The sequence below is a fragment of the Bacillus sp. YC2 genome (assembly GCF_019891195.1).
Lineage (GTDB): Bacteria > Bacillota > Bacilli > Bacillales > Bacillaceae > Bacillus.
The window spans coordinates 1-23,705 of sequence record NZ_JAHXDO010000003.1 but is presented as its reverse complement, the minus strand read 5'-3'; the positions used below and the strand labels follow the sequence as shown (position 1 = coordinate 23,705).

Here is a 23,705-nt window from a genome sequence, read left to right as displayed (position 1 = left end):
TTGATTCATGTTAAGATAGAAGGGCATAACAAGTAAATAATTAATCGTATGACCACTAGGGGTGTCCTTCATAAGGGCTGAGATAAAAGTGAGACTTTTAGACCCTCATAACTTGAACAGGTTCAGACCTGCGTAGGGAAGTGGAGCGGTATTTTTTTGGGTGTCTTTTATCCATGTAAATTCCAAACCACTTTTCCGATGCGGGAAAGTGGTTTTTTTATTTCTATCAAGGGGGAAAACATGATGAAATTTTCAGAGGAATGCAAGCGGGCCGCTGCTGAATGGTGGGACGGGAGCTTTGTTCATCCTTTTGTAACGGGAATCGGTGACGGAAGCCTGCCGATAGACCGCTTTACATATTATGTGCTGCAAGATTCCTATTATTTGACGCATTTTGCCAAGGTTCAGGCTTTCGGAGCGGCTTATGCCGAAGACTTGTTTACAACGGGCAGAATGGCAGGCCACGCGCAAGGCACATATGAAGCGGAAATGGCGCTGCACCGCGAATTTACGGAACTTTTAGGGATTACAGAAAAAGAGCGTGCGGAATTTAAACCGTCACCGACTGCTTACTCTTATACGTCCCACATGTACAGATCGGTGCTGAGCGGTCATTTTGCGGAAATATTAGCAGCTCTTTTGCCTTGCTATTGGCTTTATTATGAAGTCGGCGAACGGCTGAAGGAATGTAAACCGGGCCACCCGATTTATGAGAAATGGATCGGAACATACGGCGGCGACTGGTTTAGACAGCAGGTTGAGGAACAGGTCAGCCGTTTTGACGAGCTGGCTGAAAAAAGCACAGAGGAAATCCGCGCAAAGATGAAAGAGAATTTCGTCATTTCAAGTTATTATGAATATCAATTTTGGGGAATGGCCTATCAAAAAGAAGGCTGGTCCAAAAAGGCTCAGGAAGAGGTGGAGTCCTTTGGAGCTGCACGCGGTAACTGATAACCGAAAGCCCGTTGCACAGCTGGCGCAAGATATTATCTCGATTCATCGTCATGTGAGCTTTATTCATATCAGAGAGCGGGACAAATCAGCCGGTGATATCATGCATCTGCTGTCGCTTTTACAAAAAGGCGGCGTGGATAAGGAAAAACTGATCATCAATGACCGCACGGATATAGCGCTTTTTGCCAATATTCACCGAGTTCAGCTTCCGGCGCACAGCTTTTCCGTAAAGCAGGTAAGAGCGAGATTTCCGCATCTTCATATCGGCCGTTCCGTTCACTCGCTGAAAGAAGCCGTCCAAGCTGAAAAAGAGGATGCCGATTATGTGTTATTCGGCCATGTATTTGAAACCGATTGTAAAAAAGGACTTGAAGCAAGAGGCATAAATCTACTTTCAGACATGAAACGAAAGCTTTCCATTCCGGTGATCGCCATTGGCGGTATGACACTCGAGACAATCTGTCAGGCAAAACAGGCGGGGCCGGACGGAATTGCCGTCATGTCGGGAATTTTCTCAGCAGAGAATCCTGCGAAAGCGGCAGAACGTTATTCTCGCGAGGTAAGGGAGGACGGTTATGAAGAAGCACTATGATACAGCGGTTATCGGCGGCGGAATCATCGGAACGGCCATTGCTTATGAGCTGTCGAAGAATAAACAGAAAACCGTCTTGTTCGAAAGCGGGACAATCGGCAAAAGGACGACAAGCGCAGCGGCTGGAATGCTGGGCGCACATGCCGAATGCGAAAGTCGTGACGTGTTTTTTGATTTTGCCATGCACAGTCAGCGCCTGTATGAAACTGCCGAAAAAGAGCTGCAAGAAGCAGCGGGCATTGACATCAGGCGCCATAATGGCGGGATGCTGAAGCTGGCGTATTCAAAAGAAGATGTCACCCGTTTGCGGCAGATGGATGATTTACCTTCCGTCACATGGCTTTCTGCAAAAGAAGCGCTCGAAAAAGAGCCGTTTGCGTCAAAAGACATTCTCGGCGCAAGCCTGATAAAAGACGACGTCCATGTCGAGCCGTATTATGTCTGTAAAGCGTATGCCAAAGGCGCGAGGCGCTATGGAGCAGAATGTTATGAACATACACATGTTATTGAAATCAAACGGGATAAAGAAGCGTTCTGCATAAAAACATCGGCCGGAGCCGTATATGCTGATCAAGTCGCAGTCGCAAGCGGTGTATGGAGCGGACAGTTTTTTGCCCAGCTCGGCTTAGGACAGCCCTTTTTCCCTGTAAAAGGAGAATGTCTCTCTGTTTGGAACGATGAGATCCCGCTTACAAGAACGCTGTACCATGACCACTGTTATGTGGTTCCGAGAAAAAGCGGCCGGCTTGTGATCGGCGCAACCATGAAACCGGGCGACTGGAGTGATACACCGGACATCGGCGGGCTTGAAGCAGTCATCAAAAAAGCAAAATCAATGCTGCCTGCAATTGAACATATGAAGATAGATCAGTTTTGGGCGGGGCTCCGACCGGGAACAAAAGACGGAAAGCCGTTTATCGGCCGGCATCCGGAGGACAACGGCTTACTATTTGCTGCCGGCCATTTTCGAAACGGCATTCTTTTAGCCCCGGCAACGGCTGAAATGGTTCGGAATCTGGTCTTGAATCAAGAGGTCAAAACAGAGTGGCAAGAGGCGTTTCGAATTGATCGCAAGGAGGCGGTTCAGGTATGATCCTTCAGCTGAACGGAAAACAAATTGAATGGGATAAGGAAAAAGGCACGATTCAGGATTTGCTGGAATCCTATCAGCTTGATCAAAAAATTGTAGTTGTGGAGAGAAATAAAGAAATCATCGAAAAAAAGAATTATCGGAATGTGGGCTTGTGTGACCGCGATGTCATAGAGATTGTCCATTTCGTAGGAGGCGGATGAGTCATGTTAACAATAGGCGGAAAACAATTTAATTCAAGACTTCTGTTAGGAACGGGAAAATATCCGAGTTTCGACATCCAAAAAGAAGCGGTCGCCGTATCAGAATCGGATATTTTAACCTTTGCGGTGCGGCGAATGAACATATTTGAACCGTCTCAGCCGAATTTTCTTGAACAGCTTGATTTGTCCAAATACACGCTTCTTCCGAATACAGCCGGAGCCTCGACGGCTGAAGAAGCCGTCAGAATCGCAAAGCTTGCCAAAGCATCCGGGCTTTGCGACATGATAAAAGTAGAGGTGATCGGCTGCAGCCGGTCTCTTTTGCCGGACCCGGTCGAAACGTTAAAAGCCTCCGAACAGCTGCTTAAAGAGGGGTTTATCGTTCTTCCGTATACGTCTGATGATGTCGTGCTCGCAAGACGTCTTGAAGAGCTTGGCGTTCATGCCATTATGCCAGGCGCTTCGCCGATCGGCTCGGGCCAAGGTATTCTGAATCCTCTGAATCTGTCATTTATCATTGAGCAGGCAAAGGTGCCTGTCATTGTGGATGCCGGCGTCGGATCTTCAAAAGATGCAGCCTATGCGATGGAACTGGGAGCTGACGGTGTTTTATTAAATACAGCTGTGTCAGGCGCGGATGATCCGGTCAAAATGGCACAGGCGATGAAGCTTGCCGTTGAAGCGGGGCGCCTTTCTTATGAGGCGGGCAGGATTCCGGTGAAAGATTACGGCACGGCGAGCAGTCCGCGAGACGGTCTTCCTGTATGACGGACAGATATTCCAGACAGGAGCTGTTTCAGCCGATCGGTCCCGGCGGCCAGCAAAAGCTGAAGGCGTCTCATGCCGTCATTATCGGCGCCGGCGCGCTCGGGACGGCCGGTGCGGAGATGCTTGTCAGAGCAGGTGTTGGGAAAGTAACGATAGCTGACAGAGATTATGTTGAATGGAGCAATCTTCAGCGCCAGCAGCTCTATACTGAGGACGACGTCAGACGGGAAATGCCGAAGGCCGCAGCGGCTGAAAAACGGCTCCGTTCCATTAACAGCGATGTGGATGTGAAAGGCTTAGTCATGGATGTCACCGCAGAAAATGCGCCCCCGCTAATCAGTGATGCTTCAATCGTTGTCGACGCTACGGACAACTTTGAAACAAGGCTTATTGTCAATGACGCGGCTGTGCAGAAGGGAATTCCCTTTTTGTACGGTGCCTGTGTCGGCAGCTATGGGATTTCATTTACCGTTATTCCTGGGGTCACTCCATGCCTTCACTGTCTGCTTGAGACGCTGCCGTTAGGCGGTTTGACTTGCGATACGGCGGGAATCATCAGCCCTGCGGTATTACAGGTTGCCGTTTATCAGGCTGCCGATGCGCTGAAGCTATTGACAGGCGAACCTATTGAGCATGTACTCCGTTCTTTTGATTTGTGGAAAAATGAACGGTCAGAAGTGAATATTGCTAAGCTTAAAGCGGCCGAATGCCCAAGCTGCGGCACGAATAAATTTCCGTTTTTATCTTTTGAAAACCAAACAAAAGCCGCTGTACTGTGCGGCCGAAACACCGTACAGATCAGGACGGAGATGGCAGAACAGATTGAACTTACATCACTTGCCGGACAGCTCAGACAGGCGGGGCTTGAAGTATCGGCTAATCCGTATTTAATTTCCTGCCGCTCGGACAGTTTAAAGATGGTTCTGTTTCGTGACGGACGGGCTTTAATTCACGGCACGAGCGATATCAGCAGGGCGAAATCCTTTTATCATAAATGGATCGGATGACGCGAAAGGAGAGAAAACAGCATGAGCATTTGTAAAGCATTAACGATTGCCGGTTCTGATTCAGGCGGAGGCGCTGGTATTCAGGCGGATCTCAAAACGTTTCAGGAACTCGGCGTCTTCGGAATGTCAGCCATTACAGCGGTAACTGCGCAGAATACACTGGGTGTTCACGGCATCTACCCGCTCACGGCAGAAGCCCTCGGCAGCCAGATAGACGCGGTGGCGGAAGACTTGCGGCCGGACGCGTTAAAGACGGGGATGCTGTGGAGCGCTGAGATGATTACGGTGATTGCAGAAAAAATTGATCAGTTCGAGCTGGATCATGTAGTCGTAGACCCCGTTATGATTGCGAAAGGGGGCGCTTCCTTGCTGCGAGAAGAATCACAGGCTGCATTAAAGGAGCTGTTAATTCCGCGCAGCTATGTGATTACGCCGAATGTTCCTGAAGCCGAGGTGTTAACGGGAATGGAAATCCGTACGTTTGAGGATCGAAAAAAAGCGGCGGAACATCTATGTAAGCTTGGAGCAAAAAATGTCATTATAAAAGGCGGGCACCAGCCTGAACAGGGTAAAATCGTTGATTTATTATTTGACGGCTCGTCTTTTACCCAAATCGGCCACTCGTATATTGATACAAAACATACACACGGAACAGGCTGCACGTTTGCGGCAGCGCTGACAGCGGAGACGGCAAAAGGAGCAGAGATTCAAACGGCATTCGAGATTGCCGCCAATTTTGTCCGTGAAGCTGTGGAAAACACGCTCGGCATCGGTGCGGGACACGGCCCGACCAATCATTTTGCCTTTAAAAGAAACAGTTTGCAGACGAGATAAAAAAGGGACCGCTCATGGCTGCGGTCTCTTTCCTGTACTTTTATTCTGGACAAGGTTATGATATGATTGAAATTAAGATCAGGTACTAACACTATGTCTTTAAACTATTACAGGAGGCTTTATACATATGAATTTTTCTCTTGAAGGCCGCAACATCGTTGTGATGGGGGTTGCCAATAAACGCAGTATCGCTTGGGGAATCGCACGTTCGCTGCATGAAGCGGGAGCACGCCTCATTTTCACTTATGCCGGAGAGCGCTTGGAAAAATCAGTCCATGAGCTTGCAGCTACTTTAGAAAGAAATGATTCAGTCATTCTTCCGTGTGATGTGACTAACGATGCTGAGATTGAGACTTGCTTTGCAAGCATTAAAGAACAGGTCGGCGTCATCCACGGCATTGCGCATTGCATCGCGTTTGCAAACAAAGAAGAGCTTGTCGGCGAATACTTAAATACGAACCGTGAAGGTTTCTTGCTGGCGCATAACATCAGCTCTTATTCTCTGACAGCCGTCGCAAAAGCGGCCCGTCCGATGATGACAGAAGGCGGAAGCATCGTAACATTGACTTACCTCGGCGGTGAGCGCGTCGTTTCAAACTATAACGTTATGGGTGTTGCGAAAGCGTCTCTTGATGCGAGTGTAAAATATTTAGCTGCTGATTTAGGAAAAGAAAATATCCGTGTAAACAGCATTTCTGCCGGTCCGATCCGCACGCTGTCTGCAAAAGGCATCAGCGACTTTAACTCTATCCTGAAAGACATCGAGGAGCGCGCACCGCTTCGCCGTACAACAACGCCTGAGGAAGTTGGCGATACAGCCGCTTTCTTGTTCAGTGATTTATCAAGAGGCATCACGGGCGAAAATCTTCATGTTGATTCAGGTTTCCATATTACCGCACGTTAATTGACAAGCAGTCCCTCAGGGATTGCTTTTTTATTTCTTCTGATTTTTATCCTTCTGTCATATAGATAAAACATGACTGAATCGGAGGGATGAAGATGTCAAATAAAAACCGAAACGCGGATAAAAAACCGCTCATGTATATCGTTCAGCCGGATTATGTGGAAATGCAATCTTCCATGCAGGACATATTAATCAAAAAAAGGAAAACACCTGAGCCGCCGCAGGAAGAGCTTGTAAAACCGGAGCCTCCGGAGCACGCGGAAAAACAGGCGGATCAGCCTGCCGCCGCCTCGCCGGCCGAAGAAAAGGAGCATGACAAACAAACATTGCCGCCGCAGTCCCAGTCAGAGGAAGCAGCCTTGCATGAAGAACAGACTCAGGAGCAGGACGTTTCAGAGCCTGCGAAAGCCGAAAAGGAACCGGAAGCGGTTCACAATGCCGAGCCGGAAGAGAAAGTGCCGCCCAAACGTGTGAAAAAGCCGATGAGCAGAATGTCCATTATTGAAAAAATCGATTTCTTAACGAAGCTTCCCCACAATATGCCGCGTGCGCTCTGTCTGATTGAAGCGAATGGGAAAACCTACAGAGGCGTGATCGTCGGTAGAAAAAATGATGCGATTTACCTGCGGACAACAAGCAACGGAGCGCCGACAGAACTCGCAATAGAAGATATCACCTCGCTGCACCCGCTCGGATTTTAAGCATACAAAAAGCTGCCTGAACATCATTCGGCAGCTTATTTTTATGCTGTTTTTTCGCTTAGTAGTGTGTGCGGTTCAACAGTCTCGGATTCAAGCAATTGATCGCGCAGAAGCAATGAAGATCAACCTCCACACAATAGTTCGTTTTTTCTAATCGAAACACATCGCAGACAGAATCTTTTTCCGTAAAATCAAGAATGTGTTTATGCTCGTCAAACGCAATGAGCAGGCTTAACGTGGCGCAGCCGTCGCAGACTCTTTCAACTCTGAAGAAAACGGTATTGAAGCAAGGACCGTTTTCCAGCTCGCCGACATTTCCGTACGCGGTAAACGGTTTAGATTTAGAAGTGAAAAGCACAAACGGCACTGTATCGCCTAATGTATAAGCATGAGATAAAAGGTTAGAATAACAGCCTGCTGGGCAATCTTCTTCCACCGCATTTTGAAGGTCTTCAATATTTTCTACTGCTTCACGCACGCAGTTTGTTGTTTTCTGGCTCATGATATCCCTCCTGCCTTAACGTTTTAAATGAAACCGGCAACGAAATCGGAGAGTCAGCCGCCCGAAATCGGGCGGGCTGAATGATTGCATCTGTAATAGAAGGTTGGAAGGGGATTCTCCTTAGAAAAGATGCGAATCATTGACTATCCGTGATGCTTTTTCTCTTTGTGCGGCGCAGTTCGGTTAACAAGCTCCGGTGAAAGGCATTGAATGGCACAGAAGCAGCCTAAATCAACTTCAATGCAAAATTCTGTTTTTTCTAAACCGAAGAAATCAGGATCACAAGGATGGCAGACGCTGAGGGTGTCGCCATGCACATCTACTGGACGCAATACAGACAGCGTCGCACAGCAATCGCAAAGTCTTTCTACACGGAAGAAAATGGACTCAAAGCATTGGCTATCATCCGCAAATCCTCCGACGTTCCCGAATGTGGAGAACAATCCGCCTTTTTTATCAAATAAGAGAAACGGAATGGTATCTTTACCTGCAATCGTCGGGCTCAAAAGATTCGTATAGCAGCCGGTCGGGCACTGTTCTTCAACGGCCTCCTGCTCTGCTAAAATCTTTTCGACTGCATCGCATACACAGTTTTCATCTCGGCCATGGTGTTTTCCGCAGCTCATGGATTTCAGCTCCTTCTTTTAGGGTATTTGACTTTAGTCTTTAACAACATATGTACGTGAGACCCACTTGGTGTGGGTGAACGTCTATAAATCATCATATGCGGGGAAAATAAGAAAAAGCAGAGCGTTTTTTAGCTCTGCTTTTAGATTTAGAGGACAAGAGTGATGACTAAGATGGCAACCAGTGTATTTGTCGCTGTTGAGATCAATGTTGCGATATCGGCATCAACGGTTGTGACATTAACGCCGCGGGAGTTTTCGATGAGAAGTTTTTGGCGGTTGATTTGTTTGTTAGCTGTAAGCTGCAGTAAGTCTTGTGCGACTAGTTCAGCGATGACACCGTCAGCGATTGAAGTGAGAGTAGCCGTTACGACTGCCGCATTTAATGCTGTTACAACTGATGTGACTGCCTGAACGTCTGTGGATGTAACGTTGATGTCGCAAGAGTCCCGAATGATAATAGCCTCATCAGACACTTGTTTGTTGATATTTGCCTGAGCCAGGTCCTGATCGATGAAGGCATTATCGTTGTCGAAAAAACCGTTGCCGTTACAGCAAACATTACATCTTCTTTCTTCTCTTTCTTCTTTTTCTTCTCGCGGATGTTCGCTTTCAGGATCAAGTGCAACCCAAGAATATGGTCTGCTTTCCATATCTATTCCTCCTTTTCTTTTACTATTATTAAATGAGCCGGCCCCTTACTTTGACTCAGGCATATATCCTGATAAAAATCACCATTTTTTAGTTATTGACCGGGATTTTGGCGTCTTTGCCGGAGCTGTTCGATTAATTGTTCTCTGCGGGTTTTCGGATTTGGCTGCTGTTCCTGCGCTTTTTCCTGCTCTTTTTTCTGTTTCTGGCTTTCAAGGAAAGCTTCTGATTTCGCCTGCATGTCTTTGACTAATGCGATCAGCATTTCTTTTTCTTCATCAGGTATTTCTCGTAATTTATCCTTTGTCACGCCGTGTTTTTTGAAGACATTGCTGACAAGCACTTTTAAAAGCGGATCCACCTCTGGAAGATTTGCGAGTTCTTCTTTGAATTTTTCGTTATCTGACATTTGTTCTCACCTCAACTTTAAAATTTGTGAAAAGAAAGGGTTAAAGGATGCCTAGTTCAGTAAAAAGTATATTTAATAATTGAAGCAAAATTTGTACAAAGGCCATGATATCGTCTGCTGTCAGTGTGATTTTGACATTGCGGCTGTTAATGACTTGAATGACGGTCCTTTTTTTTATTTGGCAATCATCCAGGATCAGCAGTTCGGTTACCATTTGGTCGGCTGTATCTTCATTTGCGACCATGAGCTGTGTCGCGAGGATAATCGCCGCAGTAACTGAAGCTTGTATAGAAAGAGCGGCCGTTATATGTGTTGTATCCACTGTGATATTTTCGCAATCAATCACTTCGATCTCCTGTTCGAATTCGTTGGATAATTGTTCGAATATTTGCGGTTGCAGTGTTTCAACTTTTTCTTCAAACGACATAACCTTCACTCCTTTCTAATCCATACTTTATATAATGCAAATGAAACGCCGGGCGGAATAAGAAAAACAACTAAACCACACCCATTTTTTTACCGGATAAGATGCGATTCATGAGGATCAGGGTTTTCGCATATATGTAAAAGAGGTCATGTTTTGAAAAGGAGTGAATCAGTGGTTATCAATTGGCTTTCATTTTTTCTGCTTTCGTTCGCCGTTTTTCGGTTGGCAAGGCTTTTTGTTTTTGATACCATTATGGCGCCGCTCAGGAGCCTTTTTCATGAAGAAAAAACGGAGACTGCTTCTGACGGCTCAACAGAAACCTATATCGTTATCAAAGGAAAGGGTCTCAGGGCATTTATCGGTGAACTGCTCAGCTGCTACTGGTGTACGGGCGTATGGTGCGCCGCCTTTTTGATCATCGCGCAAATTGTGATTCCTCAAGCGGCGCAATGGCTGATTTTACTTTTGGCAATTGCCGGCGCAGCGGGAATTATTGAGGCGGCGGTTTCCCGTCTGCTTCCGGAATAAGGCGGTTCCACCAGCAACTTATCGCCGCTTTCGGCATAAACTAGCATATATGACATAAGGAAAGGAAGGATCATCATGAGTCAATCAAGCAAACCTTCCCAAAATTCTCCATACAAAACTTCTGAGCATCAGCCTTACGGAAAAAAAATTAAAAAGAAAGGCTGCGGATGCGGCCAAAAGAAAAAACCGAGACCTATGTAAAAAAACCGGAGATTCCGGTTTTTTTGTTTTTTCAGAACCCCCGTCTCTTTACCGCATAGACAATAGGAGGGGGGATCAATATGAACATTATTGAAATGTTTATAAACAGAAAATATCATCCGCATAATCAAAAACAAAGACTGCATGACAGTAATACCCTTTCTATTGAAAAGCAGCTGTCAGAATTTGATGAGGCGGGATTGCGCTTTGAAGAATGGATAGAAGTATTTGCATCCGAAACGGAAGCAAAGCTGAAGAAAAATGAGCATCTCCAATAAAATTCATGAAATCCGCACTGGCCCTATGCATTTATCCAAGCCAAACGAGTCAGCTCACATAGTGTATAGAGAGTAAAGGAGGTGCTTATATATGGGATTCGGATATGGCGGATTCGGCGGCTGCGGTGGTTATGGCGGCGGCTGCGGTTACGGCGGTTACGGCGGCGGCTATGTCGGAGGCGGATACGGCTCAACATTTGTTCTTGTAGTCGTATTGTTTATCCTTCTGATCATTGTCGGTGCGTCCTTTCTTTAATTAAGCATTAAGCAAGACCCAGGAAAAGCGCGGGGACATCAAGCCCCGTGCTTGCCTGATGCTTACGGGGTATGGAGCTGGGGAGTCCGGATTTTTTTCTTGTGTCCTCTGAGCACATGATCCGCCCTTTGTTCATACAATATCGTATTACTCCACAAAAGGAGGCAAAACATGGATAATCAATTTTTCAAAAATATTGAGAAGAAAACAGGCGTCAACATGAAGGATGTCATGAATCTCGCCGGAAGTTTGCAAAATGCCGATTTCAAAGATGAAAATACGGTGAGAGGCGTCATTCAGAAGGTGTCGCAGCTGGCAAACAAACGAGTTCCGAAAGAATTAGAAGACAAAATCGTTCAATCTATTACAAGCGGAAAAGAGAAGCTCGATTTTGGCACCATTTCTAAAATGCTGAACAATAAATAGGGTCAGCCGGCCTTGCTGTCTTTGCTGCGGTAGGCCTTTTTATTTGAAAAAAACCCGGCAGATTTCTGCCGGGCTGTTTATATTTTGAGTGCAGTCCGTCTGTTTGACTGAAGAAGAGGCTCAAGAAATCTTGAACTGCGGGCTGTTTTTCCCCGCCTGTTTGCCGGCCTTGATACATAAAGATGCTGCATGGCTCTTGTCATGGCCACGTACAGAAGCCTTCTCTCTTCTTCGAGCGGAGCGCCGTCTCCCTTTCTCGCTGTTTCGAGCGCAAAATCATGGGGGATCGAGCCGTCCGCCGCGCCTAAAATATAGACCGTATTGAATTCGAGCCCTTTAGAGCGGTGAATCGTCATCAGTTCGACGCCGTTTTCGTCCGTTTTTACATTTTCGGCGGCGCGCATATGATCGACATGGGCAAGAAAATCGGGAATGGTCTTAAACTTTTTGGCGGCAACCTTGACATCCCGAAGGTCATCAGAGCCTTTTTCAAGCTTGTTTCCTTCATTTCCCCGTTTTTTTATATACTCGGAAAAGCCCATTTTGCTTTCTGCAAAGGTAATGGCTTCAACAGGTTTCATCGTGCGGATGCTTGCGAAAAATGGCACGATTTGTTTTATTTTATTGAGCTGGAAAGGCTTCAGATCGGGAAGTTTTGTCAGCGCTTTTATCATGGTGCAGTCTTCTGTTATGGACAGAGCCTTTACTGTTTGTAAGGCAGACTGCTTCAAGAACAGGGCCGGCAGCAAATCCTTCACTGCATCCGGATCATCCTCATTTTGGCTCGCGTATAAGTAGGCGAGAATCTGCCGGACGATTCTTCGGCTGTAAAAGGTTTGCACGCCGCGGTCCGCATGATATGGAATGGATGATTGATGCAGCCTTTCGTATATGGCCCGTCCGGCGCTGTTCGTCCGGTAAAGAACGGCAAAATCATCAGGGCTGGCTCCGTTTTGGATTTTCTCTTTTATATCAGAAACGATCATTGTCGCCTCTTCTTCTTCATCGTAAGGATAAAAAATGACTGGCTCATGCAGGCCATCCCGGACGGCGGAAAGTGTTTTCGCATACCGTTTTTTATTTTTCTTTACGACAGTGTGAGCACTTGAGACAATCGGGTGCGTCGAGCGATAATTCGCTGTTAAGTATATCGTCTTTGCGGCGGGATAGTCTTTCTGAAAATCAAGAATAAATGACGGGCTGCTGCCGCGGAACGCATAGATGGATTGATCGTCATCCCCGACACAGCACAAGTTATCCTCGGGACTTGCGATCATTTGCATGATTTTATACTGCACCGGATTGATATCCTGAAACTCGTCAATCAAAATATGAGAAAATCTCGATTGATATTGCGCGAGTATATCAGGACGGCTTTGAAACAGCTCGTAACAGCCTTGAGCCATATCATCAAAGTCAAATTGATTTTTCTCTTGCTTCTGCCGCTCGTAACGCTCATAAAGTCTGTATACTTTTTTCTCCCATTCGTCCTCCAATGGAACTCGCTCATGAGACAGATACGTATTTTTCCAGCATCCGATAAGCTGCAGGGCTTGGTCAACAGGAAACTCTTTTTCATCCAAATCTTCTTCATAGAGCGCTTTTTTTAAATATTGCTCTTTCTGCCACTCCATTTTTAAGAGCTGGCTGCCATTCCATTTGGAAGAATCAAAGTGATATAGAATTTTATAAAAGAAGCTGTGGAATGTTCCGGTTACGAGACGGGCGACTTTGGCGGCGGAAAGTCCGTATTCATTGGACATCCGTTCCTTCATTTCAGCGACTGCTTTCGTCGTGAAGGTCACCAGCAGCATGTTTTCTGGTGAAATGCCAAGATGTTCAATCATATGGGCAGCGCGGGCGGTCAAAACCCTTGTTTTTCCGCTCCCGGCGCCTGCGAGCACAAGCAGCGGCCCGCCAGTTTCGGTGACAGCCTCCAGCTGTTCCCGGTTTAAGCCGATATCAGGAAACAAAGAAGTATCAGGTATTTCCGTTTTTACAGTAAATGGCGCGGCGGCCGTTATTTTTTGCGGTCTTTTCCATTCGGAGAGAACCGGCTTTCTGTCCGCTGAAATGGCTTTTCCTTTCGGCAGGCGGAACATGCCGGTTTCCTTATAATCTTCTTTTTCTGCCTCCGCCTGAGGGGCCATTTCCTCACAGGCTTTTTCACAGGCTGTGAAATCACCCTTTTGGCGATGGTAAAATTCCGGCGCTTCTAAAATCGTAAGCCGCATCATTACAGGTTTGTCACAATGTGCGCAAAATAAATGGCCTTTTTGCGCTTCTTCAAAAAGGAATTGGTAATGTTCTCTAGAATATGTATGTAAATGTATCGTTCGATGGTTCAGTCGGGCGCATTTCAAAAAGGGGTCCTCCCATTAAAAGGTGTTCATCCATTTGATAGACAAAGAATATCATATCAAAAGAACCGCGTTTCAAAAAGTAAGATTAAGGGAAATGAAGAGCAAAGGGGAGGGGTACATATGATTTATGCGGGACCGATCCAAAACCAGCAATATGCTCAGTACGCAAACCGGACAGCAGGATATAAACCAGACTACGCAGGCATTACAAAAGCGGCTGCTCTCGTCAATGACAGGGACTACAGAGAAGTGGAACGCCGCCGGGAAAACGCGGCAGCCGCTGAAAAGAAAGTAAACGAGGAAAAACGTAAGCGCTCTCTTCGTCACGTGATGGGAAGAGCGGGAAAAGGCCGATATATTAATCAATACGCTTAAAGCCCCGGATAAGAGCCGGGGTTTTATCGTTCAATGAAAAATTGCTCTTTTTCTTTCAAATATTAAGATTTAAAATAATGGAAGAAAGGTTCAAATAAGAAAGGAATGATCGTGTTGAAAAGATTCAGGTTTTTAGTGGTTGGGTTACTCGTGTTAAGCTTCTTTACAATCGGAGCGAGACCGACACACGCAGCAGAAAACTCCGTAAAAGATGTAACTCTCACACAGCTGGCGCCGCATGTATGGATGCATACAAGCACCGGGATAGTAGATGGAAGTCCTGTTCCGGCAAACGGTGTAGTCCTTGAAACGTCGAAAGGGTTAGTCATGATTGACACCCCTTGGGATGACAGCCTTACAGATCAATTGCTTCAGCGGTTAAAACAGCAATTTCCGGACAAACAGGTCACCGATGCGATTGTGACGCACGCCCATGACGATCGTATAGGGGGACTGAACACTCTTTACAAAAATAGAGTAAAGGTACACAGCACGAAGCTGACGGCCGACTTAGCAGAACAAAGGGGATTTGACCGGCCGCTCGGAGATTTAAAGAAGGTAACGAAGATGCGGTTTGGCGGTATTGATGTAGAAACGTATTATCCTGGAAAAGGACATACAAAAGATAATATCACCGTCTGGCTGCCGCAAGAGAAACTCTTATTTGGAGGATGTTTAATAAAGGCATTAGAGACACAGGAAATCGTACCGACCCCGGACTTCTATCCGGATCACTGGCCGCATGCGGTAGAAAACGTAATAAAAAGATATAACGATATAAACATTGTGGTTCCAGGCCATGGGAATCCGGGGGATGACCGTTTATTAACTCATACGCTGAGTTTGCTGGAAAATCAAAAATGATGAAGAAAAGCCGACACTTTATTACGTTAAGTGCCGGCTCATTTTTTATCTTTTATAGATTTTAAGAAAAGCTAAGATAGCAATAAGCAACGTTAATACTGCATATCCAACTGTCCACCAAAAATGTTCAGTAAATGCAGAATAATCGCCAATGATAACATCCTGTGCTAATTCAATTGCGTGAACAAAGGGTAAAGCATTGGCGATTTTTTTAAATGATTCACCGAGAAGATTTAAATCCATCCAGGCTCCGCCTAAAAATTGCACTAACGTGATATATATTGTCCCGATCCCTGAAATCTGTTTATCTGTAAAGATTGCCCCTAAGCATAACCCAAAGAATATGGACATGATGGCTATCGGCAATAATACAGCGATACTTATCAATAGATTTAACCATTCAACGGATAAACCTGCAGCCATCGCCGCTAAATAACAAATGACGATTTGTAAAATGGCTAATGGTATCATCGGCAGGGCATAACCAACAACATAATCGGTTATTTTCAATGGGGAAGCAAACAAACGGGTCAGAAGTGCAGTCTGTTTATCCTTTGCAATTAGTAATGCAGTGAACATCGTGAGAAAAGCAAAACTAAAGACAATCAGTCCGGGTGCCAAATGATTGACTTTAAAGGTATCAAGCGGCGCGTTTTTCTCAATGGTTGTAAAAACAAGTAATAAAATAACGGGTAATGCGATTCCCAGTATAATGGACAGGGGATCACGAAATATTTCCTTTCGATTGCGTATCGCAAAATTAAGCATAAATTCCGGCCTCCCCATCACAAATGGCTAAAAAGGCCTCTTCAAATGTTGCTGTATGTGTTTGCTGCTTCAGCTCCTCCGCCGTGCCAAGCGCTTTTAATGACCCTTTTTCTAAAATGCAAATACGGTCTGCCAGTGCTTCGGCTTCTTCCAAATAGTGTGTTGTTAAAATAATCGTCATGTTTCCTTTCAGCTTCTCAAGATTCTTCCATAATTCACGGCGCGAACGAACATCCAGCCCTAATGTCGGCTCATCTAAGAAATAGATTTGCGGATTCGTAATCATTCCCATCGCAATGCTTAACCGGCGCTGCATTCCGCCAGATAATGTTTTCGTCTTTGCTTTTTCCTTCTCCTTTAAATGGAACAATTCCAGCATGTCAGATGCCTTTATTTTCGCTTCTTTTTTTGACATCCCATAAATTCCTGCAATAAACTCCAAGTTTTCACGCACCGTTAAATTCGGGGCTATAGCAGTTTCCTGAGGCGACAAATTCATTTTAGGTTTCACTTTGTCCAGATCAGTCAAAATACTATGCCCGAGCACGAATGCATCTCCGCCATCAGGCGAAAGGAGTCCGCAGAGCATACTGATTAGTGTTGTTTTCCCGGCACCATTTTCACCTAACAAAGCAAAAAATTCTCCATTCTTAACTGAAAATTCAAGATGATCGACAGCCGTTACACCTTTATAATTTTTCGTTAATTTCTTCAGCTGAATGGCGGGCATTTACTCTTCCCCGCCTTCTTCATCTATGTTTTTTGCATTTAAAATATCATTAGCGAATTCGAAAAAGAGTTCTTGTTTTACAAGAGCAATACCCTGCTGGTCATCACCTAACATGAGCAGCGAGTCTCCTGGCTGAATATGAAAAACTTCTCTTGCTTCTTTTGGAATTACAATTTGCCCTTTCGTTCCAACTTTGACAGTTCCAAAGATATGCTTTCCTTTTGGGGCTACCATTTCATGTCCAGTAAGAATTGTATATTTTGTATGATTTGTATTACTGAACATACCAAACATACTCTTTTTTTGACACAAATTTCAAGCGTGAAACAAAAATTTTCCCAGGTATACAAAAACACTCCTGCCTCATCATCCGAGACAGGAGTGTTTTTTATTTTTTATTATCTTTTGCCATTTCCAAATGAGGAATGCCAGCGTCGAGAAATTCTTCCCCGGACGTGACACGGTATCCTTGTTTTTCGTAAAACGGCACCGCCCGGGTCTGTGCATTTAAGATAAAAGCAGAAGCGCCGCGCGCGGCTGCGGCTTTTTCAAGCGCCTGCATAATGATTGCGCCGACACCGAGAGAGCGGTGGCTCTTCATTACGCAGATGCGTTCTAATTTGGCATAGCTGTCTTTCAAGCGCCACCTGCCGGCTCCGACGGGCTGGCTTCCATCGTAAATGACGATATGTTCTGATTCGTCTTCTAAATGATCGATTTCTTCTTCTTCCGGTACTTGCTGTTCTTTAACAAAGACCTCTTTTCTGATGAAAAAAGCGTCGTTTATTTGTTTTTCAGTATGAGCGATGATGGCTTCCAAAACAGTTATTCTCCTCCGCCTAATAAAAATGTTTCATATACTGTCCATGAGCCGTTATCCAATTGATAGAGCAGATGGAAACGGTCAATGATTTCCTCGTGGGAAAGCTCCAGCATTTTCAGCTGGCCCAATACGTCAGAATGTTCATCTGACGAAAGCTTCTGGCCGACTGTCACATGCGGAACAAAGCTGTATTCCGGCTTGCCGGTTAATGCCCCTGAGTAGCATTTCTCACTCAGCGCTTTTAATTCATCCGTTGGCTCCGCTTTCATGTAGATGACATTATTGACGGGAGAAAACGAGCTGTATTTGGTGATTTTTAAAACGAGCGGATGTGACTCCTTTGCAATCTGTCTCAGCTGTGATACGACTTGCTCAATTTCCTGTTCAGCGGATTCAAACGGTTCTCTCAGCGTCAGATGCGGCGGAATCAGCGCGTAGCTCGGGTCATAGCGTTTCCGGTACGAATTTGCGAGATCCTGCAAGTTTTTTGATGGAAATAAAACGATACCGTATTTCATGAAAGTTCCCTCCTTGAATGAATGTAAAAGTGATTACAGCATTTTTTTCAGCGCCGGTGTGATGAGCGGCTGCCAGTAAGTCCATTTATGATCCCCGTCAAAGGTTTCATAATGGTATTCAGACTGTTTCGTTTCCAGCAGCCGTTTGAGCTCTTCGTTCGGCGCAGTAAAATCAACAATCTTGCCGTCCGTTGTATGGACGTCTGTTTCTTTTACTCCGATTTGGTGGTAAACGGAGATCTGCTTTATATCCTCCGACTCTCTGACGGCATCAATTACATGCTTGTCGACATACGGAGACTGCATGATGACGTTTCCAAACATGTTCGGATAATCAATCGCCGTCAAAAGCGAAACGGTTGCCCCGAGAGAATCCCCGATCATTGTGCGGCCGAAGCCGACTTGATAAGTTGGGTACTCTTCGTCGATAAAAGGGACAAGTTCATTTGCGATAAACCGTTTATAGGAGGCAAACTTGGAGCCTTCAGGATGGTACGTGTTTCTTCGCTCCTGAACATTTTTATAGGGAACACCGATAATGATGCAGCGGTCAATCTCCCCTTTGGACATGAGCTCTTCCGCCTGCCGGCCGATTCTCCCCAATCTGAAGTAATCATGGCCGTCTTGAGCGATGATCGTATGGTATTTGTACAGTGGGGAGTAAGTATGCGGCAGGTAGACCAAAACGGTCATTTCCTCTTCAAGCTCATGTGAAAAAAGTTTTTTCTCATGGATTACTCCGGTTTTCGGTGCCACATTGCATTCCTCCAGGGCGTCTCTAGTCTTGATTGTGTTTTTTTCCTATTGTACCATGAATTATTAGAAATTTCTTTCTTCAGATGTACTTCTTGCGAGAGTTTGGAATGAATAAAAAGTTGTTGAAATTCATTTAACAGTGAGTTAATATAGAACAATCAGAAAATACAAAACAATATTCTTATCACGAGAGGTGGAGGGACTGGCCCTTTGAAACCTCAGCAACCGGTTTGCTTTGCCGTCAGAAGGCAAAGTGCCAAGGTGCTAAATCCAGCAAGCGATTCACATGCTTGGAAGATAAGAGGAAGAGAAAAGCTCCTTCTTCTTATGAAGAAGGAGCTTTTTTATTTTGAAAAAAGGATGGTGCTTACTTATGACGCAGCATGTTGAAACAAAATTAGCCCAAATTGGAAATAGAAGTGAAGAAGCAACGGGAACTGTCAGTCCGCCGATTTATCTGTCCACCGCTTTCCGCCACAGAGGTATAGGAGAGTCTACCGGCTTTGATTATGTACGCACAAAAAACCCGACACGCCAGCTCGTGGAAGACGCCATTGCCAATTTAGAAAACGGGGCGAGAGGTTTTGCCTTCAGCTCGGGAATGGCAGCCATTCAAACCATCATGGCTTTATTCAAAAGCGGGGATGAACTGATCGTTTCTTCAGATTTATACGGAGGCACATACCGTTTGTTTGAAAATGAGTGGAGGAAGTACGGTGTAAGCTTCATTTATGATGATTTCAGCGATGAAGACTGTTTACGCTCAAAACTGACGGACAACACGAAAGCGGTATTTGTTGAAACGCCGACAAACCCGCTCATGCAGGAGACAGATATCGAAAAAATCGCCCAGATTACGAAAGAGGCGGGCTTGCTGCTGATCGTAGATAATACTTTTTATACCCCCGTTCTTCAGCGCCCGATCGAACTTGGCGCCGACATCGTCATTCACAGCGCCACAAAATATTTAGGGGGGCACAATGACTTGCTTGCTGGTCTTGTTGTCGTTAAGGATGAGGAGCTTGGCGAGATCATGTTTAATCATCAAAATGCCATCGGCGCCGTCCTCCCGCCGTTTGATTCGTGGCTTTTAATGAGAGGGATGAAAACACTCGGTCTCAGAATGCGCTGTCATGAAGAAAACGCCCGTGAGCTTGCGGTATTTTTAGAACAGGAAGAAGAAATCGCCGACGTGTTATATCCCGGAAAAGGCGGAATGCTGTCTTTCAGGCTGCAAAAAGAGGAATGGGTCAATCCGTTTTTAAAGGCGCTGAAAACGATCTGTTTCGCAGAAAGTCTCGGCGGGGTGGAAAGCTTTATTACATACCCCGCGACGCAGACGCACATGGACATTCCGGAAGACATCCGTATCGCAAACGGCGTCTGCAATCGCCTGCTGCGCTTTTCAGTCGGGATTGAACACGCAGAGGATTTAAAGCAGGACTTGAAGCAGGCGCTACGCCAAGTGAAAGAGGGGGCTGTGTCATATGAGTAATCAAAATTGGACGCTTGAAACCCAACTCGTGCACAATTCATTTAAAACAGACGGGGCCACGGGAGCCGTCAGCGTGCCGATCCAGCACGCCTCTACATTCCATCAGTCTTCATTTGAAGAATTCGGGGCATATGATTACAGCCGCTCCGGCACACCGACCAGAACGGCCCTTGAAGAGACAATTGCGAATCTTGAAGGCGGAACGAGAGGTTTTGCTTTCAGCTCGGGAATGGCTGCGATTTCTACGGCATTTTTACTTTTGTCCCAAGGCGACCACGTTCTCGTCACAGAGGATGTATACGGCGGAACCTTCCGCATGGTGACTGAGGTATTGTCCCGTTTCGGGATCGAGCACACCTTTGTCGATATGACGGACACGGAAGCGGTCGCCCGCGGCATCAGGCCGAATACAAAAGCCATCTATATGGAAACTCCTTCAAACCCGACGCTCGGCATCACGGATATCGAGGCAGTCGTCAAACTGGCCAAAGATCACGGCTGTCTGACATACCTGGATAACACGTTCATGACCCCGGCTTTACAACGCCCGCTTGATCTTGGCGTAGATATCGTGCTTCACAGCGCAACGAAATTTTTAAGCGGGCACAGCGACGTATTGTCAGGCCTCGCCGCTGTAAAAGATGAAGAGCTCGGCAATCAGCTTTATAAGCTGCAAAACTCGTTTGGCGCGGTGCTCGGCGTACAGGACTGCTGGCTTGTGCTGAGAGGCTTGAAAACATTGCAGGTCAGATTGGAAAAAGCGAGCCGGACCGCTGAGCGGCTGGCTGCATATTTTCACCGGCACCCTGCTGTCAAAAACGTTTACTATCCAGGGCTGGCCAGCCACCCGGGGGCTGAAACACATAAACGCCAAGCAAGCGGATCAGGCGCCGTTCTATCCTTTGAGCTGGAAAGCAAGGAAGCCGTCAAAAAGCTGGTGGAGAACGTATCGCTCCCGGTATTCGCCGTCAGCCTGGGCGCCGTCGAATCCATCCTCTCATACCCGGCGACAATGTCGCATGCCGCCATGCCGAAAACAGAAAGAGAAAAACGCGGCATCACAGACGGCCTGCTGCGCCTGAGCGTCGGAGTCGAAAACGCCGAAGACTTAGAGCGCGACTTCGAACAGGCGCTGAAACAAATTGCCCCCGCCGGTGTGCGGTAATCAGAGCGCTGCGCTTTGCGCGCAGCGCCTTTTTTATTTTTTATAAAAAAGTGTTGACGAATGGGGAAGCAGGTTATATAATTATAAATGTCAGAGAGACAACAACATACCCAGTAACACATACATATCATGATTCCGTAGCTCAGCTGGGAGAGCGCTACCTTGACAGGGTAGAGGTCGCTGGTTCGAGCCCAGTCGGAATCATAGCCGAAACCCTTGCTACGCAAGGGTTTTTTACTTTTCCTTTAATAAAGCCTGTTTATCAAATTCGCGAGTTGTTGGCGAACTTGGACCATTTTGCGGTGGGGGTTGTGTAATAATAGGGCTTACCTTTCTCGCTATGGAAAATATATTGGTGTTCGCGTACTGAACGAAGCGCCAGTTCTTCAATGGTGCTGACCGTGCCGAATGGCACGATTGTAAAATATCAGCTTGGCTCAACTGTCAACGGATGGGGCTATGTTGAGTACACCAATTCAAAAGGCCAAACATTCCACGGATATGTGAACGTCTCCTACATTAAGAGTGATAATGAGCTGAAAAGCGGCGGCAAGAAGAAAGTAACATCGTCAAAGCCTAAAACAACTCAAAAATCAAAATTCAGCCTGCCTACGGGTATTTTTAAAGTGGCAAGCCCGTTGACCCGAGGGGAGACCGTTAAACAGATTCAGACGGCGCTGGCGGCTCTTTATTACTACCTCGATAAGAGAGCAAAGAACTTCGGAATCGATAGCTATTATGGGCGGAAAACAGCTGATGCAGTAAGACGGTTTCAGCTGATGAACGGACTAACTTCTGATGGCATTTACGGAGAGAAAACGAAAGCAAAACTTGAAGCAAAATTGAAGTAATAAAAGAAGCCCTTCTTATAAGAGGGCTCTTTTTCTAACTATGTTGTTTTAGGTGTTTTTTAATTTGTTCAGTGACTTGCTTAAGCCATTCTAATGGAGTTATATCATCTTCAGGAAAGTATATACCATCCGCTGCTTCCTCTATAAATTCATTTTTGTCTTCTTCTGAATAATCACTATTTACAAACTCAGTTAGTGCTATTAAATCTCTTTCTTTTAGTTTTTGTGATGCTTCATTTAAATATTCATCAAGTGCATTTTCCGGAGACTCTATATCTTGGTGGAAATGTCCACCGAGAAATCTAAATACAGGATCAGAAACTTTAATTTCAATCATTATATATCACCTCGTTGGGTAGCCTGTTAGTATAAAGCTACCATCTTGATTTTTCTTTAATACTATTCTAGCATTAGTCATATCTTTAACTTCATTTGAACCTTTACGAACTCCTCTACCTATAACTTCTGTTCCTCTATAAGGTAACGGTAATGGATCATTAACATCACTTTTTAACCACTCTTCAATTTCCTTTTTATGTTTAGTTAAAGTTTCATTAGCGATTCTTTCTGCAGTTGGCCTATCAGTGAAACTAGAAGAGGCACGTATCTTCTTGTTTATCTGTAGCCTCTGTAATAACTCTTCATCAGTCTTACCAACATGTCTTTCTATAAGGTGTCCGCCTTTTGCTTCGTGAGCAGCTAATCCACCGCCAGGTGCGAGAGGGGTACTATCACCTTGTTTGACATTACCTATGGCCGTGTTGTTAGAAGTTTCAGATTTTCTGAGAACACTCTCTTTTTTATCTTCAATAATACTTTTCAACAAAGGAGTATTCTTCACATTGTGAGTATTTTCAATATCCTGTGCTATTCCGGCAAGCGCGGGTTCGTACTTGTTTTTCGAAAAGGAATTGATATAGTCTTTTCCTTTTTCAATCCCGGTTTTTACATGTTTTGCAGTCGTTTTTTCTCCGGCTTCCAAGACTTTATCCACTTTGGCGGCACCTGTTTTCGCAAGCTTGCTTGTTACTTTTACAGCTGAGCCGGACCCTTTTAGCCCAACAAGGCTGCCGATGGCGTAGGTGATATAATGTGATCTTGAATACGCATCCCCGTTAACCATTTTATCATTCCATGAATCCGACAGGTTTGTCCATATGATTTTTGCGTAGGAGGGCGTGTTCATTACGGCTGAAATGGTTTTGGCTGCCTTTTGTTCATCGGAGAGATGGTAAAAATCCCATGCGCCGACAGCTAAATCTTTGACGCCCGTTATTGTGTCTTTCCCGACATCATAAAGTCCGACGCCTATTCCTTTGACAATATCCCAAGCAGTTTCTCCGACTTCTTCGAGTTGTTTTGCTTGTTCAAGCTGAATGACATATTGCACCTGGGCAGGTTCAAGGTTTTCATATCCGATTTTCTTGGCGATTTCCAAATACTCATCCGGATCGGTCACACCATCGGCCAGCTTTTTCTTCAAATCTTTGATTTCCCGCTCTTTCGCTTCTTCCTTCTTAATCGTCAAATAAGCCTCTGAGTGCCTCGCAATCTCGCCTTTTTTCTTATGGATATCACTTTCCCGGTACGCCTTGGCGTTGTAGTTGATCGGGGTGGCGCTTTTTCCTTTGTCTGTTGCG

The 23,705-nt window shown here is 45.6% G+C and carries 31 protein-coding genes, 1 tRNA gene, 1 pseudogene and 2 riboswitches; of the genes and pseudogenes, 19 read left to right on the top strand and 14 right to left on the bottom strand.

Annotation, left to right across the window (positions count from 1 at the left end; translation table 11 throughout):
- The first annotated feature begins 47 nt into the window (after positions 1–47).
- A riboswitch (TPP riboswitch) is annotated at positions 48–156 on the top strand.
- An 87-nt stretch (positions 157–243) separates the two neighbouring features.
- The 9 genes from tenA to KY305_RS06775 all read left to right on the top strand — a co-directional run bounded on the left by tenA (position 244) and on the right by KY305_RS06775 (position 7,053).
- The gene (tenA, locus tag KY305_RS06815) at positions 244–951 is read left to right on the top strand and encodes a thiaminase II (RefSeq protein WP_223062123.1); all 708 of its coding nucleotides are present in this window, start codon (positions 244–246) and stop codon (positions 949–951) included.
- Positions 929–1,546, top strand: a complete 618-nt coding sequence (tenI, locus tag KY305_RS06810; RefSeq protein WP_223061904.1) for a thiazole tautomerase TenI — start codon at positions 929–931, stop codon at positions 1,544–1,546. The genes tenA and tenI overlap by 23 nt, the downstream gene beginning before the upstream one ends.
- Complete coding sequence (gene thiO, locus KY305_RS06805) at positions 1,530–2,639, top strand: glycine oxidase ThiO (RefSeq protein ID WP_223061903.1); 1,110 nt, start codon at positions 1,530–1,532, stop codon at positions 2,637–2,639. Before tenI ends, thiO begins: the two co-directional genes overlap by 17 nt.
- On the top strand, positions 2,639–2,839 hold the full coding sequence (gene thiS / locus KY305_RS06800) for a sulfur carrier protein ThiS (RefSeq protein WP_214801336.1): 201 nt from the start codon (positions 2,639–2,641) through the stop codon (positions 2,837–2,839). The genes thiO and thiS overlap by 1 nt, the downstream gene beginning before the upstream one ends.
- A 3-nt stretch (positions 2,840–2,842) precedes the next feature.
- On the top strand, positions 2,843–3,607 hold the full coding sequence (thiG, locus tag KY305_RS06795) for a thiazole synthase (RefSeq protein WP_214801020.1): 765 nt from the start codon (positions 2,843–2,845) through the stop codon (positions 3,605–3,607).
- Entirely contained in the window at positions 3,604–4,614 is a 1,011-nt protein-coding gene (thiF, locus tag KY305_RS06790) for a thiazole biosynthesis adenylyltransferase ThiF (protein WP_223061902.1), read from the top strand. Before thiG ends, thiF begins: the two co-directional genes overlap by 4 nt.
- A 21-nt stretch (positions 4,615–4,635) precedes the next feature.
- Entirely contained in the window at positions 4,636–5,448 is an 813-nt protein-coding gene (gene thiD / locus KY305_RS06785) for a bifunctional hydroxymethylpyrimidine kinase/phosphomethylpyrimidine kinase (protein WP_223061901.1), read from the top strand.
- A gap of 127 nt (positions 5,449–5,575) precedes the next feature.
- Positions 5,576–6,352, top strand: coding sequence for an enoyl-ACP reductase FabI (gene fabI / locus KY305_RS06780; protein ID WP_214801029.1), 777 nt, complete (start codon positions 5,576–5,578; stop codon positions 6,350–6,352).
- Positions 6,353–6,447: 95 nt separating this feature from the next.
- Positions 6,448–7,053: a CotO family spore coat protein gene (locus KY305_RS06775; protein WP_316252436.1), complete on the top strand. Its 606-nt coding sequence runs from the start codon at positions 6,448–6,450 to the stop codon at positions 7,051–7,053.
- Between the two features lie 58 nt (positions 7,054–7,111).
- Here the strand turns inward: KY305_RS06775 and cotZ are convergent, their stop codons facing one another.
- From cotZ to KY305_RS06750, 5 genes are all read right to left on the bottom strand, one after another.
- Positions 7,112–7,555 carry a spore coat protein CotZ gene (gene cotZ, locus KY305_RS06770; protein WP_223061899.1) on the bottom strand — a complete coding sequence of 148 codons (444 nt, stop codon included), beginning with the start codon at positions 7,553–7,555 and terminating at the stop codon, positions 7,112–7,114.
- Between the two features lie 143 nt (positions 7,556–7,698).
- Positions 7,699–8,181: a spore coat protein CotY gene (gene cotY / locus KY305_RS06765; protein ID WP_223061898.1), complete on the bottom strand. Its 483-nt coding sequence runs from the start codon at positions 8,179–8,181 to the stop codon at positions 7,699–7,701.
- 149 nt (positions 8,182–8,330) lie between these two features.
- On the bottom strand, positions 8,331–8,834 hold the full coding sequence (gene cotX, locus KY305_RS06760; protein WP_223061897.1) for a spore coat protein CotX: 504 nt from the start codon (positions 8,832–8,834) through the stop codon (positions 8,331–8,333).
- Between the two features lie 92 nt (positions 8,835–8,926).
- Positions 8,927–9,241 (bottom strand): spore coat protein, encoded by a 315-nt coding sequence (locus tag KY305_RS06755; protein WP_223061896.1) that lies wholly within the window; start codon positions 9,239–9,241, stop codon positions 8,927–8,929.
- 40 nt (positions 9,242–9,281) lie between these two features.
- Positions 9,282–9,668, bottom strand: coding sequence for a spore coat protein (locus KY305_RS06750; RefSeq protein ID WP_223061895.1), 387 nt, complete (start codon positions 9,666–9,668; stop codon positions 9,282–9,284).
- 171 nt (positions 9,669–9,839) lie between these two features.
- On the opposite strand from KY305_RS06750, the gene KY305_RS06745 reads away from it, so the two are divergent.
- From KY305_RS06745 to spoVIF, 4 genes are all read left to right on the top strand, one after another.
- The gene (locus KY305_RS06745) at positions 9,840–10,196 is read left to right on the top strand and encodes a DUF1360 domain-containing protein (RefSeq protein ID WP_223061894.1); all 357 of its coding nucleotides are present in this window, start codon (positions 9,840–9,842) and stop codon (positions 10,194–10,196) included.
- Between the two features lie 281 nt (positions 10,197–10,477).
- Complete coding sequence (locus KY305_RS06740; protein ID WP_223061893.1) at positions 10,478–10,675, top strand: hypothetical protein; 198 nt, start codon at positions 10,478–10,480, stop codon at positions 10,673–10,675.
- A gap of 91 nt (positions 10,676–10,766) precedes the next feature.
- Positions 10,767–10,931, top strand: coding sequence for a YjcZ family sporulation protein (locus tag KY305_RS06735; RefSeq protein WP_223061892.1), 165 nt, complete (start codon positions 10,767–10,769; stop codon positions 10,929–10,931).
- 171 nt (positions 10,932–11,102) lie between these two features.
- Positions 11,103–11,357 carry a sporulation-specific transcription regulator SpoVIF gene (gene spoVIF, locus KY305_RS06730; RefSeq protein WP_214801060.1) on the top strand — a complete coding sequence of 85 codons (255 nt, stop codon included), beginning with the start codon at positions 11,103–11,105 and terminating at the stop codon, positions 11,355–11,357.
- A 77-nt stretch (positions 11,358–11,434) separates the two neighbouring features.
- Here the strand turns inward: spoVIF and KY305_RS06725 are convergent, their stop codons facing one another.
- Positions 11,435–13,720 (bottom strand): ATP-dependent helicase, encoded by a 2,286-nt coding sequence (locus tag KY305_RS06725; protein ID WP_223061891.1) that lies wholly within the window; start codon positions 13,718–13,720, stop codon positions 11,435–11,437.
- A gap of 120 nt (positions 13,721–13,840) precedes the next feature.
- Between KY305_RS06725 and KY305_RS06720 the strand changes: the two genes are divergently transcribed.
- Complete coding sequence (locus KY305_RS06720; protein WP_223061890.1) at positions 13,841–14,095, top strand: hypothetical protein; 255 nt, start codon at positions 13,841–13,843, stop codon at positions 14,093–14,095.
- A gap of 105 nt (positions 14,096–14,200) precedes the next feature.
- Positions 14,201–14,959 carry a subclass B1 metallo-beta-lactamase gene (gene bla / locus KY305_RS06715; protein ID WP_396021511.1) on the top strand — a complete coding sequence of 253 codons (759 nt, stop codon included), beginning with the start codon at positions 14,201–14,203 and terminating at the stop codon, positions 14,957–14,959.
- A 45-nt stretch (positions 14,960–15,004) separates the two neighbouring features.
- Here the strand turns inward: bla and KY305_RS06710 are convergent, their stop codons facing one another.
- From KY305_RS06710 to KY305_RS06685, 6 genes are all read right to left on the bottom strand, one after another.
- Positions 15,005–15,727, bottom strand: coding sequence for an ABC transporter permease (locus KY305_RS06710; RefSeq protein WP_223061888.1), 723 nt, complete (start codon positions 15,725–15,727; stop codon positions 15,005–15,007).
- Positions 15,720–16,457, bottom strand: coding sequence for an ABC transporter ATP-binding protein (locus KY305_RS06705; protein WP_223061887.1), 738 nt, complete (start codon positions 16,455–16,457; stop codon positions 15,720–15,722). The genes KY305_RS06710 and KY305_RS06705 overlap by 8 nt, the downstream gene beginning before the upstream one ends.
- Entirely contained in the window at positions 16,458–16,691 is a 234-nt protein-coding gene (locus tag KY305_RS06700) for an AbrB/MazE/SpoVT family DNA-binding domain-containing protein (RefSeq protein WP_223062122.1), read from the bottom strand.
- A gap of 154 nt (positions 16,692–16,845) precedes the next feature.
- Positions 16,846–17,277 (bottom strand): GNAT family N-acetyltransferase, encoded by a 432-nt coding sequence (locus tag KY305_RS06695; RefSeq protein WP_223061886.1) that lies wholly within the window; start codon positions 17,275–17,277, stop codon positions 16,846–16,848.
- Positions 17,278–17,282: 5 nt separating this feature from the next.
- Positions 17,283–17,798, bottom strand: coding sequence for a YjcG family protein (locus KY305_RS06690; RefSeq protein ID WP_223061885.1), 516 nt, complete (start codon positions 17,796–17,798; stop codon positions 17,283–17,285).
- A 33-nt stretch (positions 17,799–17,831) separates the two neighbouring features.
- Complete coding sequence (locus tag KY305_RS06685) at positions 17,832–18,554, bottom strand: esterase family protein (protein WP_223061884.1); 723 nt, start codon at positions 18,552–18,554, stop codon at positions 17,832–17,834.
- Positions 18,555–18,732: 178 nt separating this feature from the next.
- Positions 18,733–18,858, top strand: a riboswitch (SAM riboswitch).
- Between the two features lie 69 nt (positions 18,859–18,927).
- Here KY305_RS06685 and KY305_RS06680 point away from each other — a divergent pair.
- The 4 genes and pseudogenes from KY305_RS06680 to KY305_RS20240 all read left to right on the top strand — a co-directional run.
- The gene (locus KY305_RS06680; protein WP_223062121.1) at positions 18,928–20,049 is read left to right on the top strand and encodes a methionine biosynthesis PLP-dependent protein; all 1,122 of its coding nucleotides are present in this window, start codon (positions 18,928–18,930) and stop codon (positions 20,047–20,049) included.
- Positions 20,042–21,214: a cystathionine beta-lyase gene (metC, locus tag KY305_RS06675; RefSeq protein WP_223061883.1), complete on the top strand. Its 1,173-nt coding sequence runs from the start codon at positions 20,042–20,044 to the stop codon at positions 21,212–21,214. Before KY305_RS06680 ends, metC begins: the two co-directional genes overlap by 8 nt.
- 131 nt (positions 21,215–21,345) lie before the next feature.
- Positions 21,346–21,418: transfer RNA gene (locus KY305_RS06670), tRNA-Val, on the top strand.
- A 158-nt stretch (positions 21,419–21,576) separates the two neighbouring features.
- A pseudogene (locus KY305_RS20240) lies at positions 21,577–22,065 on the top strand (peptidoglycan-binding protein); the annotation flags it as partial.
- Between the two features lie 34 nt (positions 22,066–22,099).
- Here KY305_RS20240 and KY305_RS06660 read toward each other — a convergent pair.
- Together KY305_RS06660 and KY305_RS06655 are read right to left on the bottom strand one after the other, a co-directional pair.
- Positions 22,100–22,402, bottom strand: coding sequence for a contact-dependent growth inhibition system immunity protein (locus KY305_RS06660; protein ID WP_061862081.1), 303 nt, complete (start codon positions 22,400–22,402; stop codon positions 22,100–22,102).
- Between the two features lie 6 nt (positions 22,403–22,408).
- The coding region (locus KY305_RS06655; protein ID WP_223061882.1) for an RNase A-like domain-containing protein at positions 22,409–23,705 on the bottom strand (1,297 nt) is incomplete at its 5' end.

What these genes read in the sequence shown, in the direction of transcription:
- KY305_RS06660 (WP_061862081.1), bottom strand. Translation starts at nt 22,402, where the DNA reads ATGATTGAAATTAAAGTTTCTGATCCTGTATTTAGATTTCTCGGTGGA.
- KY305_RS06755 (WP_223061896.1), bottom strand. Translation starts at nt 9,241, where the DNA reads ATGTCAGATAACGAAAAATTCAAAGAAGAACTCGCAAATCTTCCAGAG.
- tenA (WP_223062123.1), top strand. Translation starts at nt 244, where the DNA reads ATGAAATTTTCAGAGGAATGCAAGCGGGCCGCTGCTGAATGGTGGGAC.
- metC (WP_223061883.1), top strand. Translation starts at nt 20,042, where the DNA reads ATGAGTAATCAAAATTGGACGCTTGAAACCCAACTCGTGCACAATTCA.
- KY305_RS06710 (WP_223061888.1), bottom strand. Translation starts at nt 15,727, where the DNA reads ATGCTTAATTTTGCGATACGCAATCGAAAGGAAATATTTCGTGATCCC.
- thiF (WP_223061902.1), top strand. Translation starts at nt 3,604, where the DNA reads ATGACGGACAGATATTCCAGACAGGAGCTGTTTCAGCCGATCGGTCCC.
- bla (WP_396021511.1), top strand. Translation starts at nt 14,201, where the DNA reads ATGATCGTGTTGAAAAGATTCAGGTTTTTAGTGGTTGGGTTACTCGTG.
- cotZ (WP_223061899.1), bottom strand. Translation starts at nt 7,555, where the DNA reads ATGAGCCAGAAAACAACAAACTGCGTGCGTGAAGCAGTAGAAAATATT.
- fabI (WP_214801029.1), top strand. Translation starts at nt 5,576, where the DNA reads ATGAATTTTTCTCTTGAAGGCCGCAACATCGTTGTGATGGGGGTTGCC.
- thiO (WP_223061903.1), top strand. Translation starts at nt 1,530, where the DNA reads ATGAAGAAGCACTATGATACAGCGGTTATCGGCGGCGGAATCATCGGA.
- thiD (WP_223061901.1), top strand. Translation starts at nt 4,636, where the DNA reads ATGAGCATTTGTAAAGCATTAACGATTGCCGGTTCTGATTCAGGCGGA.
- KY305_RS06680 (WP_223062121.1), top strand. Translation starts at nt 18,928, where the DNA reads ATGACGCAGCATGTTGAAACAAAATTAGCCCAAATTGGAAATAGAAGT.
- KY305_RS06775 (WP_316252436.1), top strand. Translation starts at nt 6,448, where the DNA reads ATGTCAAATAAAAACCGAAACGCGGATAAAAAACCGCTCATGTATATC.
- KY305_RS06750 (WP_223061895.1), bottom strand. Translation starts at nt 9,668, where the DNA reads ATGTCGTTTGAAGAAAAAGTTGAAACACTGCAACCGCAAATATTCGAA.
- KY305_RS06735 (WP_223061892.1), top strand. Translation starts at nt 10,767, where the DNA reads ATGGGATTCGGATATGGCGGATTCGGCGGCTGCGGTGGTTATGGCGGC.
- KY305_RS06700 (WP_223062122.1), bottom strand. Translation starts at nt 16,691, where the DNA reads ATGGTAGCCCCAAAAGGAAAGCATATCTTTGGAACTGTCAAAGTTGGA.
- spoVIF (WP_214801060.1), top strand. Translation starts at nt 11,103, where the DNA reads ATGGATAATCAATTTTTCAAAAATATTGAGAAGAAAACAGGCGTCAAC.
- cotX (WP_223061897.1), bottom strand. Translation starts at nt 8,834, where the DNA reads ATGGAAAGCAGACCATATTCTTGGGTTGCACTTGATCCTGAAAGCGAA.
- thiG (WP_214801020.1), top strand. Translation starts at nt 2,843, where the DNA reads ATGTTAACAATAGGCGGAAAACAATTTAATTCAAGACTTCTGTTAGGA.
- KY305_RS06740 (WP_223061893.1), top strand. Translation starts at nt 10,478, where the DNA reads ATGAACATTATTGAAATGTTTATAAACAGAAAATATCATCCGCATAAT.
- KY305_RS06720 (WP_223061890.1), top strand. Translation starts at nt 13,841, where the DNA reads ATGATTTATGCGGGACCGATCCAAAACCAGCAATATGCTCAGTACGCA.
- KY305_RS06705 (WP_223061887.1), bottom strand. Translation starts at nt 16,457, where the DNA reads ATGCCCGCCATTCAGCTGAAGAAATTAACGAAAAATTATAAAGGTGTA.
- KY305_RS06690 (WP_223061885.1), bottom strand. Translation starts at nt 17,798, where the DNA reads ATGAAATACGGTATCGTTTTATTTCCATCAAAAAACTTGCAGGATCTC.
- cotY (WP_223061898.1), bottom strand. Translation starts at nt 8,181, where the DNA reads ATGAGCTGCGGAAAACACCATGGCCGAGATGAAAACTGTGTATGCGAT.